Source organism: Pectobacterium sp. IFB5596 (genome assembly GCF_021432585.1).
GTDB classification, from domain to species: Bacteria; Pseudomonadota; Gammaproteobacteria; order Enterobacterales; family Enterobacteriaceae; genus Pectobacterium; species Pectobacterium punjabense.
In genome coordinates this window covers 40,044-54,651 of record NZ_LXFY01000005.1, presented here as the reverse complement: position 1 = coordinate 54,651, position 14,608 = coordinate 40,044, and the positions used below count along the sequence as shown (strand labels likewise).

The 14,608-nt window shown below is 49.2% G+C and carries 12 protein-coding genes; 7 read left to right on the top strand and 5 right to left on the bottom strand.

Annotated elements, in window-relative coordinates:
- Window positions 1-105: 105 nt before the first annotated feature.
- Window positions 106-246, bottom strand: a complete 141-nt coding sequence (locus tag A6301_RS06705; RefSeq protein WP_205540395.1) for a hypothetical protein — start codon at window positions 244-246, stop codon at window positions 106-108.
- A gap of 382 nt (window positions 247-628) precedes the next feature.
- On the opposite strand from A6301_RS06705, the gene A6301_RS06700 reads away from it, so the two are divergent.
- The 7 genes from A6301_RS06700 (at window position 629) to ppiA (ending at window position 8,032) form a co-directional block, all read left to right on the top strand.
- Window positions 629-1,783, top strand: coding sequence for a mandelate racemase family protein (locus A6301_RS06700; RefSeq protein ID WP_137741750.1), 1,155 nt, complete (start codon window positions 629-631; stop codon window positions 1,781-1,783).
- 99 nt (window positions 1,784-1,882) lie between these two features.
- Window positions 1,883-3,493: an ABC transporter substrate-binding protein gene (locus A6301_RS06695; protein ID WP_107168875.1), complete on the top strand. Its 1,611-nt coding sequence runs from the start codon at window positions 1,883-1,885 to the stop codon at window positions 3,491-3,493.
- A gap of 131 nt (window positions 3,494-3,624) precedes the next feature.
- Window positions 3,625-4,665 carry an ABC transporter permease gene (locus A6301_RS06690; RefSeq protein WP_039492138.1) on the top strand — a complete coding sequence of 347 codons (1,041 nt, stop codon included), beginning with the start codon at window positions 3,625-3,627 and terminating at the stop codon, window positions 4,663-4,665.
- A 113-nt stretch (window positions 4,666-4,778) separates the two neighbouring features.
- The gene (locus A6301_RS06685; protein WP_234257430.1) at window positions 4,779-5,585 is read left to right on the top strand and encodes an ABC transporter permease; all 807 of its coding nucleotides are present in this window, start codon (window positions 4,779-4,781) and stop codon (window positions 5,583-5,585) included.
- Window positions 5,557-6,444 carry an ABC transporter ATP-binding protein gene (locus tag A6301_RS06680; RefSeq protein ID WP_370642183.1) on the top strand — a complete coding sequence of 296 codons (888 nt, stop codon included), beginning with the start codon at window positions 5,557-5,559 and terminating at the stop codon, window positions 6,442-6,444. Before A6301_RS06685 ends, A6301_RS06680 begins: the two co-directional genes overlap by 29 nt.
- Before the next feature lie 44 nt (window positions 6,445-6,488).
- Window positions 6,489-7,265, top strand: a complete 777-nt coding sequence (locus tag A6301_RS06675; RefSeq protein ID WP_205543208.1) for an ABC transporter ATP-binding protein — start codon at window positions 6,489-6,491, stop codon at window positions 7,263-7,265.
- A gap of 197 nt (window positions 7,266-7,462) precedes the next feature.
- Window positions 7,463-8,032: a peptidylprolyl isomerase A gene (gene ppiA / locus A6301_RS06670; RefSeq protein ID WP_107168872.1), complete on the top strand. Its 570-nt coding sequence runs from the start codon at window positions 7,463-7,465 to the stop codon at window positions 8,030-8,032.
- Window positions 8,033-8,116: 84 nt separating this feature from the next.
- On the opposite strand, the gene pelZ is transcribed toward ppiA, so the two are convergent.
- The 4 genes from pelZ to pelA all read right to left on the bottom strand — a co-directional run bounded on the left by pelZ (window position 8,117) and on the right by pelA (window position 14,106).
- Window positions 8,117-9,394: a pectate lyase PelZ gene (gene pelZ, locus A6301_RS06665; RefSeq protein WP_234257393.1), complete on the bottom strand. Its 1,278-nt coding sequence runs from the start codon at window positions 9,392-9,394 to the stop codon at window positions 8,117-8,119.
- Between the two features lie 162 nt (window positions 9,395-9,556).
- The gene (gene pelC / locus A6301_RS06660) at window positions 9,557-10,681 is read right to left on the bottom strand and encodes a pectate lyase PelC (protein ID WP_107168870.1); all 1,125 of its coding nucleotides are present in this window, start codon (window positions 10,679-10,681) and stop codon (window positions 9,557-9,559) included.
- 629 nt (window positions 10,682-11,310) lie between these two features.
- Window positions 11,311-12,435, bottom strand: a complete 1,125-nt coding sequence (gene pelB / locus A6301_RS06655; RefSeq protein ID WP_107168869.1) for a pectate lyase PelB — start codon at window positions 12,433-12,435, stop codon at window positions 11,311-11,313.
- A gap of 546 nt (window positions 12,436-12,981) precedes the next feature.
- Complete coding sequence (gene pelA, locus A6301_RS06650) at window positions 12,982-14,106, bottom strand: pectate lyase PelA (protein WP_107168868.1); 1,125 nt, start codon at window positions 14,104-14,106, stop codon at window positions 12,982-12,984.
- Window positions 14,107-14,608: the final 502 nt, after the last annotated feature.

Below are 14,608 nucleotides of genomic sequence, written 5' to 3'. Positions count from 1 at the left end.
CTCAAAATTGCTTCTTCTGAGGTTACCTTATCGCGCTACAAAGGCCGCTTATTGATGTACATCAAGTTGTCTTTTATATACTTCTTTGTGGGTATCTTGATGATTTTACTTAATTTTTATTAAGTGTTGGTTTTCATTGGAGTTTTCGGGATTGGCAAAAATGAGATCTATAGCACGCTTTTGGTCAGAAGCCGACTGATTAGCGGCCAATCCGCTATCAGGGTAATCGTACCCCTCATCAATCATTCACGTTCCTGAAGGCGTAAAAATAAAACTAAGGGATTATCCATTCATTTAGTAAGGATATGAAATTTTCTGGTGATAGTGCTCACAGCTTTATGTGCAAATGCACAATTATCCGCGACATAATTTCTTCATATGAAAGAAATTGCCTAATGACTAACGGCGTAACAACCTTAATAATTAAAAATAAAACGCTATTTTTTTTTAATTAACACGTAATTTCTTTTTGTGACGCCGATCGACTTATAAGGTCGTACCAGAAAGCGTTATGCGTTTTTTATCTACTAGTCCCAGCACAGGCAGTGAAGTGATTCTTTACTATTTATGTGGCTCACATTCGCAATCGTATACATGAGTTGTGTTAAACATCAAAGCAGGTAACAACGTGAAAATAGAATCAATTGATGTCACCGTCTTCACTTATCCCACACGTCGGGTTTCCGATAGTGCGGGCCATTCACACCCGGGAGCCGAGAATCAGGCCAAGATGGCGCTGTTGACCATCACGGCAGATGACGGCCAAAAAGGTTACGCTTTCGCTCCGCCGGAAGTGATTCGTCCCCATATCGTTAATGCGTTCTTCCGTAAAGTGCTGATTGGGCAGAATCCGTTCGATCGTGAACGCCTCTGGCAGGATCTGGTGCACTGGCAACGCGGCAGCGCCAACCAACTGACTGACCGCGCGCTGTCGATTGTGGAATCCGCACTGTGGGATCTGCAAGGTCGCGTGCTGAACATGCCTGTGCATAAGCTGCTCGGCGGCTATCGTGAAAAAGTCCCTGCTTACGGCAGCACCATGTGTGGTGATGAGCTGGAAGGCGGTTTATCTACGCCAGAGGAATACGGCCAGTTCGCCGAAAAGCTGGTGCAGCGCGGCTATAAGGCCATCAAGTTGCATACCTGGATGCCGCCTGTCTCGTTCGCGCCTAGCCCGAAAATTGATGTGAAAGCCTGTGCGGCAGTGCGTGAAGCGGTCGGACCGGATGTCTGCCTGATGCTGGATGGCTACCACTGGTACAGCCGCAGCGATGCACTATACATCGGCCGTGAACTGCAAAAGCTCGATTTCACCTGGTTTGAAGAGCCAATGGAAGAACAGAGCATGGCGTCCTACAGCTGGCTGACCAAGAGCCTGGATATCGATGTCATCGGGCCGGAAAGCCTGTCAGGTAAATATTTCAGCCGTGCTGACTGGGTTAAAGAAGGCGCATGCGACATTTTGCGCGCGGGCGTGCAAGGCGTCGGCGGTCTCTGGCCGTGTCTGAAGGTTGCCAGCCTGGCTGAATCTTTCGGTATGGACTGCGAAATTCACGGTAACGGAGCGCCAAACCTTAACGTTGTAGGTGCGATCAAAAACTGCCGTTGGTATGAACGCGGGCTGCTGCATCCTTTCCTCGATTACGACGAACCTGCTGCTTACCTGAATTCGATTGTCGACCCGATGGATGACGAGGGCTTTGTGCATCTGCCGCAACGTCCAGGGCTGGGAGAAGATATTAATTTTGACTGGATTGAGGAGCATACCCTAAGCAAAGAATAGTTTTTCTGTATGAATAGTTGTTTGTTCGATCTGAAAGATAGCCTTACCTAAAAAATAAAAAGTTGTCGTCTTCCATGCTCCCACACCTGGAGAATAATGATGAAAGCACGAGCAATACTCCGTACCCTGCTGTTAGGTTCACTCTGCATGGCCGCTACACCGGCCATTCTATCGGCAAAAACCCCTGACGATCAGCTGATCGTGGGGATGAACATGAACAACATGCTCTCACTCGATCCGGCCGCCATGACGGGTAACGAAGTGGTGGGCATTATCGTCAACCTCTATGACTCGCTGGTGGTGCTCGATCCGGCCAACCTGAGTAACATCCTGCCTTCTCTGGCGAAAAGCTGGAGCGTCAATGATGCGGGCAACGTCATCACCTTCAATCTGGTCGATAACGCCAAATTCCATTCCGGTAACCCCGTGACGGCACAAGATTTCGCCTGGTCGATGAAGCGTCTGCTTAGCCTCAACATGGCCCAGGCCACGACGTGGAAATCCTACGGCTTCACCGCGGAAAACGTGGAGAAAATGATCCGTGCCAAAGACGATCATACCGTTGAAATTGAGCTGCCTAAGCCGAACGACCCCAAGCTGGTGATCTATTCGCTGGCAACGTTAGGTAGCGGCTCGGTGCTGGACAGTAAAACGGTCATGAAGCACGAGAAAAACGGTGACTGGGGTAACGGCTGGCTGACCACGAACGAAGCCGGTTCTGGTCCGTTCAAGCTGGATGTGTGGCAGGCGAAAGACGTGCTGCGCATCAGTAAGGTTGAGAACAACTGGCAGGGCGACGCGAAAATGCGGCGCGTGATTTTCCGCCACATGACTGAATCACAGGCGCTGCGTCTGATGATTGAAAAAGGCGACATTGACGTGGCCTCTGGGATGTCGGTGCCGGATATCAATGCGTTGAAACAAGATAAAGACGTTGTGGTTGATGAGGTGAAAAAAGGCACGCTGTACTACGTTGCAATGAGCCTGAAAAACGAATACTTCGCTAAGCCGAAAGTGCGCGAAGCGGTTCGCTACCTGATTGATTACGATGGCGTCAATAAGACAGTGATGCCTGGCTACGGCTTCTATCATCAGCGCCCTATCCAAAAAGGGATGGATGCGACGTTGCCGGACCCTGGCTATAAGCTGGACGTGCCACGCGCCAAAGCGCTGCTGGCTGAAGCTGGCTACCCGAATGGGTTTGAAACCACGCTACGTGTTCTTTCCGATCAGCCGTTCCTGAATCTGGCGACGTCGGTACAGTCCACGCTGGCACAGGCGGGTATCAAAGCCAAAATCATCTCCGGTACTGGCAATCAGGTTTACGGCGCGATGCGCGATCGTAACTTCGATATGCTGGTCGGCCGCGGCGGTGGTGGCGTCGATCCGCACCCTCACTCCAGCCTGCGTTCTGTTGTCTATAACCCGGATAACAGCGACGAAGCCAAACTGACCAACTTCCAGGGCTGGCGCACGTCTTTCTACGACAAACCCTTGAACGACATGATCGATCAGGCACTGTTGGAGAAAGATCCTCAGAAACAGAAGCAGATGTATATCAACGTACAGAATCGCTATGAAGAACTGTTCCCGGCCATTATTCCGGTGTCGCAGATGATCGATTCTGTGGTGTTGCGTAAAGACGTGAAAGGCTATGTGCCGCATCCGTCTTCTACGACGCATCTGCGCGAGGTCTATAAGCAGCGCTAGTGTCCACACGTTAAATCGGATGATTAGCTACACGTTCCCAGCTAATCATCCCGATCAGATACGCTAAAAAGAGATGACCGCGTGAGTGGTGATTTGCTGTCGCCGCTAACCGGGATATCAGGAGAAAGAACATGGTTTTCTCTGATTGGATCAAGCCGGGTGGAGTACTGCGTCGTTTGGCAAAACGTCTGTTTCAGGTCGTCGTCACGCTGTTCGGGTTATTAATCCTGACCTTCGTGATCGGCCGCGTGATGCCAATCGATCCAGTCCTGGCTATTGTCGGGCAGGATGCTGACCAAAGTACCTATCAACAGGTTTACCAACAACTGGGGTTGGATAAGCCGCTATATGTCCAGTTCTTTATTTACTTCAATTCACTGATGCATGGGGATTTGGGCAATGCACTCCTGACCGGACGACCGGTCATGGATGACATTATCCGGGTTTTCCCTGCCACCATCGAGCTTGCCACCATGGCGATTATCGTGGGTGCGGGTTTGGGTGTTCCGCTAGGCGTGCTGGCTGCGGCGCGACGCGGTAAGTGGGCGGATTATGTGGTGCGTTTTATCAGTCTGGCCGGTTATTCGACGCCGATATTTTGGGTCGGGATGATGGGGCTGCTGGTGTTCTATGCCTGGCTGAATTGGGTCGGTGGCGCAGGACGGGTTGATATGGCCTACGATGGTCTGGTGGAAAACCGTACCGGTCTGCTGTTGGTGGATTCACTACTGGCAGGCGAGTGGGATGTGTTCCGCAGCGCGTTGAACCATCTGGTATTGCCCGCGACGATTCTCGGTTTCCATTCGCTGGCCTATATCAGCCGTATGACGCGCAGCTTCATGCTGGCGCAGCTTTCGCAGGAATACATCATTACTGCGCGAGTGAAAGGGCTGTCTGAGTTCCGTGTTGTCTGGGCGCATGCGTTTCGCAATATTCTGGTTCAGCTTCTGACGGTGGTAGCGCTGGCGTATGGCTCGCTGCTGGAAGGGGCGGTGTTGATCGAAACGGTCTTCTCATGGCCAGGATTTGGTTCCTATCTGACCGGTAGTCTACTGCTGGGGGATATGAACGCGGTGATGGGGTGTGTGCTGCTGGTGGGGTTAATCTTCGTGACGCTTAACCTGCTGTCGGACATGTTGTATCAAATCTTTGATCCGAGGACGAACGCATGAATATTTCCTCTGAGCCGTCAGTCACTCGTGAGTCGGTACTGCGGACACCGCCCGAAAAACGCGTGAGCCGCTTGCGGCTACGCGGAGCGCGAATCGGCGGGTTTCTCTTGACGATGATGCGCAATCCACTTACCGCGATTGGTTCTGCGATTGTGCTGATGTTGATGCTGGTCGCCATCTTCGCGCCGTGGATCGCCACGCACGACCCGCTGGTACAGGATTTGGCCAACGCGCTACAGGCACCGAGCGCGGCGCATTACTTTGGTACCGATGAGTTTGGGCGCGATGTGTTTAGTCGTCTGGTCTATGGTTCACGCATCACGTTGTATATCGTTGCGCTGGTGTCGGTCACCGTTGGGCCGATCGGGCTGGCGTTGGGCGTGGTGGCAGGGTATTACGGTGGCATCGTTGACACTATCCTGATGCGCATCACCGATATCTTTATCTCGTTCCCCAGTCTGGTATTGGCGCTGGCGTTCGTGGCGGCGCTCGGCCCTGGTCTGGAACATGTAGTGATCGCGATTACGCTGACGGCCTGGCCGCCGATTGCTCGTCTGGCAAGGGCGGAAACGCTGTCGCTGCGTCACGCGGACTTCGTTTCTGCTGTGAAGCTTCAAGGGGCATCGTCTATCCGCATCCTGCTGCATCACATTGTACCGCTGTGCCTGCCATCGGTGATTATTCGTATCACTATGAATATGGCGGGCATCATTCTGACGGCGGCGGGTCTGGGCTTTCTGGGGTTGGGGGCACAGCCGCCCGATCCTGAATGGGGCGCGATGATCTCTGCGGGTCGTCGTTACATGATGGAGTGCTGGTGGTTAGTAACTATTCCGGGGCTGGCGATTTTAATTAACAGCCTGGCGTTCAACTTCCTTGGAGACGGCCTACGTGACATCCTCGATCCCAGAACTGAATAAGTCTTCTCAACGAGTGCCGGGAAGCTCGCCCCTGATGGAAGTGGAAAATCTGCGGGTAGGCTTCGTGAACCGTGGTGTTGTGACTGATGCCGTGCGCGGCGTTTCCTTCCAGCTTGGCTGTGAAAAGCTGGCGATTGTTGGCGAATCCGGCTCCGGTAAATCGACAGTTGGCCGTGCGCTGTTGCAACTGCACCCGCACAGCGCGCGAATTACGGCAGATAAACTGCGCTTCGGTGATACCGATTTGCTGAAAGCGGATGAGGCGCGGATGCGTCAGATTCGCGGCAAGCGCATATCCATGATTATGCAGGACCCCAAATACTCGCTGAACCCAGTGGTTTGCGTCGGCGATCAGATTGCCGAAGCCTATCTGGCGCACCATAAGGTGTCGCACCGCGAGGCGAAGGAAAAGGTGATGGCAATGCTGGACGTGGTGCGTATTCGTCAGCCAGAGCGTGTCTATAATCTGTATCCCCATGAGATCTCAGGCGGGCAAGGGCAGCGCATCATGATTGCGATGATGCTAATTACCGAACCCGAAATCGTGATTGCCGATGAGCCGACCTCAGCGCTGGATGTCTCCGTGCGTTTGCAGGTGTTAGCGATGTTGGACGATCTGGTGAGTGAGCGTGGTCTGGGGCTGATTTTCATCAGCCACGACATCAATCTGGTGCGCAGCTTCTGCGATCGGGTGCTGGTGATGTATGCCGGGCGCGTTGTGGAGTCGATTGCTGCCGCCGATCTGGATAACGCACAGCACCCGTATACGCGCGGGTTGCTGAATTCGCTGCCGGATATCGACCACCGACGCCCACGTTTGCCGGTGATGAATCGCGATCCTGCCTGGATCAACGGATAAAGGGGATAATCATGGCAACTGAAGCAATACATCAGCGTCAGCCGATGATCGAAGTGAATAACCTGAATCTCTCTTTCGGTCAGGGCAGCACGGCGAATCAGGTGTTGTACGATGTGAACCTCACGGTCAACGATGGCGATATCTTTGGTCTGGTGGGGGAATCGGGGTCAGGAAAAACCACCGTGTTGAAGTGTCTGGCCGGATTGTTTAATCATTGGGAAGGCACGCTGCACATTGACGGGAAGAAGCTGGCACATCGGATCGATCGGGCGCGCTGTCGCCGCGTGCAGATGGTGTTTCAGGACCCGTACGGATCGCTGCACCCCCGTCATACGGTAGAGGCGATTCTGGAAGAGCCGCTGTCGATCCACCGTTTTGACGATCGTGACGATCGCATCGATACCTTGCTGGAGAAGGTCGGGCTGGGAACGAACTTTCGTCGCCGCTATCCGCATCAGCTGTCGGGCGGGCAGCGCCAGCGCGTGGCGATTGCCCGTGCGCTGATTCTGGAACCGAGAGTGCTGCTGCTCGATGAACCAACCTCGGCGCTGGACGTGTCGGTGCAGGCGGAGATCCTCAATCTGCTGACGGAGTTGCACCAGCAGGAAAAGCTGACTTACCTGATGGTGACGCACGATTTAGGCGTGATTTCTCACTTGTGTCATAAAGTGGCGGTGATGCAATACGGCAAGATACTGGAAACGCTGGAGACCGACGATCTGACCAGCGATGTGCCGAAGGATGCTTATACTTCGATGCTGGTTGACGCCAGCCGTCAGTACAGCCGCGATCTGGCGGTGCGTTCGGAACGTATGGGCTAGGCGTGCAGTGCGACGATCATCATCATCATGAGGGCCGAGTCATCGGCCCTTTTTTTGTCTTGTAAGCAGGTTTTCGTTCACAGTTGGTTACGAACAGACTTTTATACGTAAAAAAAGGTAAATGGGTAGCGCTGAAGAGTGCGGATACTTACAATCATTACGCTTTCTGTAGTCGGCCTCTTCAAAAAGGAATTCTCATGTTCAAACGTACTCTGGTTGCGGCAGCAGCCCTTATTTCACTGACGGCATTTTCTCCAGCCTTTGCGGCCTCTGGCACCACTCATGTGCTGTTGACGACGTCCGCAGGCAATATCGAACTGTCTTTAGATAATCAAAAAGCGCCGGTTTCGGTAAAAAATTTCGTCGAGTACGTTAACAATGGCTTTTATAACGGGACGACATTTCATCGTGTGATCCCCGGTTTTATGGTGCAGGGCGGCGGTTTTTCTGGCGAAATGAACCAGAAAGCGCCAAATGCGCCGATCAAGAATGAAGCTGACAACGGCCTGCGTAACCAGCGTGGCACTATCGCGATGGCGCGAACCGCTGACAAAGATAGCGCGACCAGCCAGTTTTTTATCAACGTAGCGGACAACGCTTTCCTCGATCATGGCCAGCGTGATTTTGGCTATGCCGTATTTGGTAAAGTGGTGAAGGGTATGGACGTCGTGGATAAGATTTCTCAGGTACCAACGAAAAACGTTGGACCTTACCAGAATGTGCCGACTGCACCTATCGTGATTCAGTCCGCGAAAGTGCTGCCCTGATTGGCAAGATAGATAAGCAAAGAACCGAGAATACAAAAGGCCACGTCAGTGGCCTTTTGCGATCTTAACGCTTCAGTTCGCGCATTATTCCAGCGCTTTTGCCATCTGCTGTAGCCAGGCATCCACGCCAGTGCTCGGCACGTTCAACTGACGGTAGGTCGTGGTTGCCACGGGATAGCCGCCAACCTCTTCCTGACTGTTCACGAAGCCACCTGTCCGCTGTTTGAAATTCTCCACGATACGTTTATCAACAGCATCACGATCTTTAGGGCGTGCGCCTGCGCGTTGCAGTACCTGATTGGTGACGGCGCTGGCCGGTGATGCCGTTAAGCCCGCAGGCCAAATAGGGGAGATTTTGAGTAAATTAATTCCGCTGCCTGACGTTTGTGGCGCGGTTTTTCCCTTGGCATCATACGCGAGGTTATCTGACATCCAGACATCGCCAGAGCTGTTGCTTCCTACCAGGCCTAAACCTGCTTTGGTATTTGCGCCATAGTGCATCACGTTACCCGCAACGGAAACGCGTGGGCTGGCGGGCATAGTTTTCCCTTCCCATTCTCCTTTGACTCCGCCAACGCGCACGCCCCAAATGCCGGGGTTGTAGATCAGATTATTGACCATGACGCCCGTTGAACCCGCCTTGAACCAGGCGTTGCGCTCGTTGTTGTGCGCATACAGGTTGCCAATGATTGACACATCAGTCACGTTATCGTGAACCAGCGTGCCCATCGAGTGAATGCCTTTGGTGTGGGCTGAGTCGTATAGGCCTTCAGCAACGATATTATTCGAGAGCGTGATACGGTGCGCGGTGCCCTGTGGTCCGTCGTAGCGTGGGCCGGAAATAGACAGATTTTCGTCTGTACCCCACGCGAAACTTGAGTGATCGATGACAACGTTGTAAGCATTTGCGCCGTTGATTGAAACATCACGCTCAAAGCCGCTTTTCTTACCCGTACCGGCATCGCCGATGCGAAAACGAATATGCTGCATGAGCACATCATGGGTGCTAATTCCCATTCCGCCACGAATAATCGTGATACCGGGGGAAGGGGCCGTTTGACCCGCAATGGTGACAAACGGTTCGGTTAGCCGAAGGTCGCTTTTGTTCAAGTCGATAATACCGCCAACCTCGAAAACGATAATGCGCGGCCCTTTGGCGGCTAGTGCTTCCCTGAGTGAGCCGGTTCCGGAAGAAGCCAGCGTTGTAACGCGAATAACGCGTCCACCACTGCCTGCCACGGTATCCGTTCCGAATCCTTTCAACTCTGGTGCTGCTGGTGTGGCGGCGCTAGCCATCGGTATGCCAACACTGAATACTGTACTGGTGCTGAACAGTGCGGCGAACAGAAGAGAACGTTTCATTTCATTTCCTTGAATATTAACGACAAAAATGAGCGAGCCTTTAGGGCTCGCTCAAGTACGGCCCGAACGATAGATCGACGGGCATTAAGCTTGCTTGCCGGCTCCTGTTAGCACAGGACAATGAGGGTAGGAGCCTGAAGCCAGCTTATTTACTCTTCTCGACTAGTTGCAATTTGCTGCTGTCAGTACGGCAAGGTTTTTGTTCACGCCAGCATAATTTGCCAGCTTGTCCTTCACGCACTGCGCTGAAACCGGGGAGTAGCTGTAAGGAACAGAAGCGAATGTGCCAGTGCTTTTCCAGTCTTCAGCATTCACGTAGGGTTTTGTGTCTTTGTCCCAAGTGATGTTGTATTTCGCGAAGTCGGCTGGGCTCATGACGTTATTGTTACGCAATTCCCAGGTACCGAAGTTGGAACCGTCGTAGCGTGAAGTCACAGGGTTTTTCGCATTTTCGAACCAGTTGCGTTCGATCAACGCAATCCCTTTCTGGCGCACGTTCAGGCCGGAGCTGGTGATACCAGTATAGAGGTTATTATAAGCGTGAACCTGACCACCACGTTGCAGTGGGAGGCGAGCGTTAACATCGTCGTAAATATTGTGATGGTAAGTCAGGTCGCGGCCCGTATCGCTGCTGCTGAAGCCGCTCAGCCCCACTTTTTTGATGCCGTGAATGTAGTTGTACGAAATGGTCACGTTGGTAGACGCTTTCTTGATATCAATCGCCGATTCAAATGTGGTATCACCGTCTTTTGTACCTGCACATTCAAAGTTTTTCGCGAAGATTTCGTTGTGGTCAATCCAAACGTTTGGCGTGTTATCGATGCGAATCGCATCACCGTCCTGCGCGCCACCTGGCATGTAACCAAAACGCATGTTACGGATGACAACATCGGATGATTTCGTCAGCCAGATCCCGAAGTTAGCGGAAGAACCGTTGGTGCCGATGATGGTAATGCCTTTGGTAAACTCTTTGATTTCCACGCCGCGCGCGTCTTTCTTCCACTGAGCGCAAATATCGTTCTCAGCAGCTTTGATCAGCGCATCTTCATTACCGTTATAGGTAATGACGAGCGGGTAAGCCCCACCTTTGACTTTCTTACCCTTGGAATCCAGCTTCGCCGCTTCGATAATATCAATGATATCCTGCATGGAACGCGCAGTTTTGTTCACGGCACCAGCCACGTTACCACCGTCAGTGGTAGCATAACCCCCCGTATTTGCCGCCATTGTTGGCTGGGCTGCAAGTAATAACAGCCCAGCGGCTGTAGAAGGCAGTAGGTATTTCATTCAGGTACTCTCCTTGGAATTGAATTTTTTTTGGGCATTTATGATCCACATAGCCCAGATTATATTATTAGGTTGTTTCAATAAAAGTGAAATCAAGGTTTATTGAAATCCCGTTTAAGTGTTATCATAAAAATAAAATAATTCAATATTTAGATATTAAATACATCAGACGAATAACATGGGTAAATATCGATGATTAATAAGTCCCTATTTTAAATGGTAATATTTTTTTCATTTTTTCTAAAATCAATACATCTTTGTTTTTTATTAAAAATAAAATTATTTTTTGGTTTGTTGTTTTTTGATAGGGATGATTTGAAAGGCGTGATAACTGTGAGCACCATCAAGAAATAAGTAAAATTCTCTCATTAAAAGGGGAGTGTTAAAAAATAATTGATGGCGATCAAATTATTAATTTATCTCATGTTGGTACGTCATTATTTTATTTGTCGATTAATCCTTAATTTAAATATGGTTTTTGTTAGTTAATCATTCAGCTGACTTTAATTTAAAATAATTAGCATGGTAGTTAATATGTTGATTGTCTATTTGGGAGGTTAACCTCTGTTCCTGCATGGATTTCCATAAAAAATAAGCGAGCTCTAAGAGCTCGCCCAAGGGTATAGCGTTTATTTACAGTTAGCTGCTGTCAGTACTGCCAGGTTTTTACCTACGCCAGCATAGTTTGCCAGTTTATCCTTCACACACTGCGCCGAAACTGGCGTGTATTTGTAAGAAATGGAAGGGAATTTGCCGGTACTTTTCCAATCATCAGCATTAACGTGAGGCGTGGAAGGGCGACCCCAGGTAATGTTGTACTTGGAGAAGTCTGCTGGTTTGGTGATGTTGTTGTTACGCAACTCCCAAGTACCAAAGTTGGAGCTGTCGTTACGTGCCGTCACCGGGTTCAGTGCATTTTCGAACCAGTTACTTTCGATCAGCGCGATCCCTTTCTGGCGAACGTTAAAGCCAGAGCCAGTGATGCCGTCATACAGGTTGTTGTAAGCATGAACCAGGCCACCACGCTGTAGCGGCAGACGTGAGTTAACATCGCGATAGATATTGTGATGATAAGTCAGGTTACGACCCGTATCCGAATTGCTTGCACCGCTCAGACCCACTTTTTTAATGCCATGGATGTAGTTGTATGACACCGTGACGTTAGTTGACCCTTTCTTGATATCGACGGCCGACTCAAAAGTGGTGTCATTATCTGGTGTGCCTTTACACTCAAAGTTTTTGGCAAAGATCTCATTATGGTCAATCCAGACGTTTGGCGAGTTATCAATACGAATGGCATCGCCGTCTTGCGCGCCGCCTGGCATATAGCCAAAGCGCATATTACGTACGACAACGTTGGATGAATTAATAATCCAGATACCGAAGTTGGCAGATGAGCCATTGGTGCCCTGGATGGTGATCCCTTTGGTAAACTCTTTGACTTGTACGCCGCGTGCGTCCTTACTCCACTGGCCGCAAATATTCTTTTCAGCCGCTTTGATTAATGAATCTTCATTACCGTTATAAGTGATAATGAGCGGGTAAGCTCCGCCTTTAACTTTCTTGCCTTTTGAATCCACTTTCGCGGCTTCAATAATATCTACAATCTCTTGCAGAGAACGTGCAGTTTTTTTCACGGCGCCGGAAACATCTCCACCATCGGTGGTGGCATAGCCACCCGTATTGGCGGCCATCGCTGGCTGAGCAGCAAGTAATAACAATCCGGCGGCGGCCGTAGGCAATAGGTATTTCATTATAACTGTCTCCTTAGAATAGAATTTTCATGGGCATTTATTGCTCCATATGCCCGATGTAGCAGGTACATATTTTTCAACAAAAAGGAATATCAATTTTGATGAAAAACTAGGGGGAGTGTGGTCAAAAAATAACAACACTTCAAGGGTGAAATGTTAAATGTATTACGGAGGAAACATTTTGTAATATTGATGATTGAATGGTTTTTGATTTATAGGAAACAACACTCCATTAAAATAATTTGAAATCAGTGAGTTATTTTTTTAATGGATGGATAATGTGTCTTGGTTTCTTTATCTATGTGATTTAAGCCGCGACTTTTCTTGTGACGATCGCTGAGATTAACGTAATAATTTATCTTAAGTCAGAATATAATATCACAGGGATATTCAGTTTTGTTTTTGTCATGAATGGATTTTATATTGAATTTTAATTTGCTAAGAAATAATTATTATTAACTACTATGTGTTGTGAAAAATGAGCGAGCACGTTGCGCTCGCTCATGAAGAACCCGGCGCAGAGTGAATACGCCGGGCTTAACGCGTTTATTTACAGTTGGCTGCTGTCAGTACGGCCTGGTTTTTACCTACGCCAGCATAGTTCGCCAGTTTATCCTTCACGCACTGTGCGGAAACAGGGGAATAGCTATACGGGACGGCAGGGAATTTGCCAGTGCTTTTCCAGTCATCCGCATTGATGTGCGGTGTGGATGGTTTGCCCCAGGTAATTTTGTATTTAGCAAAATCAGACGGGCTGGTAATGTTGTTGTTACGCAACTCCCAAGTACCGAAGTTGGAATCGTCATTACGTGCAGTTACTGGGTTGAGTGCATTTTCGAACCAGTTGCTTTCGATCAGTGCAATCCCTTTCTGACGGACGTTAAAGCCTGAACTTTTGATACCGTCATACAGGTTATTATAAGCATGTACCTGACCACCACGTTGCAGCGGCAGACGTGAGTTAACATCGCTGTAAATATTGTGATGGTAAGTCAGATTACGACCTGTATCCGTGTTGCTTGAACCGCTCAAACCCACCTTTTTCACGCCATGGATATAGTTGTACGACACCGTGACGTTGGTTGATGCTTTCTTGATATCGACAGCCGATTCAAAAGTGGTGTCGTTATCTGGTGTACCGGCACATTCAAAGTTCTTCGCAAAGATCTCGTTGTGATCGATCCAAACGTTCGGTGAGTTATCAATACGGATAGCGTCGCCATCTTTTGCGCCACCAGGCATATAACCGAAGCGCATATTACGTACGACAACATTGGAAGAGTTAACCACCCAGATGCCGAAGTTGGCAGAAGACCCATTGGTACCGAGGATGGTGATCCCTTTGGTGAACTCTTTGATTTCTACACCGCGCGGATCTTTGCTCCATTGGCCACAGATATTGGCTTCAGCGGCTTTGATCAGTGCATCTTCATTACCGTTATAGGTAATCACGAGCGGGTAGGCTCCCCCCTTGACTGCTTTACCGTTTGAATCTTTTTTCGCTGCCTCAATGATATCGACGATCTCTTGCAGAGAGCGTGCGGTTTTTTTCACAGCACCGGAAACGTCGCCGCCGTCAGTGGTGGCATAACCTCCCGTATTTGCTGCCATTGTTGGTTGGGCTGCAAGCAGCAACAGCCCAGCGGCTGCAGAAGGCAGTAGGTATTTCATTGTGTACTCTCCTTGACATAGAATTTTTCTGGGTATTTATCACTACACACCCTGTGTAATAAAAAAGGCTGTTTCAACAAAAATGAAATTAAGGTTTGTCTATAAAGCCGAGCTAAGTGTTAACAGAAAAAATAAACAATACAAGATGGGGCGTTAAATATATTAATTAAATAACAGGGGAACGTTGACTTGATTTGCTTTTAATGCTTTTAGATAGAAACTGATTTCTATTTAAATTCATTTAAATCAATTGGTTGTGTTTTTATTTTAATTTTTTTCTTTATTTTTACCTGTTTCATATCTAGATTTTATTCACTTGATAGCAATTGTGATCGCCGTCAAAAGTTAAAAGTAAATATTGATTAGAAAGATAAATTTCGTGGGGTAACTTGCCAGCTTAAAAAACGTAATTAATTCATGAGGGTTTTTTGGTTATTATTTATTTTGTTAACAATAGTTTCAAAGAAATCGTTTTCTGTAGGGGTTAATAATAAATATTACC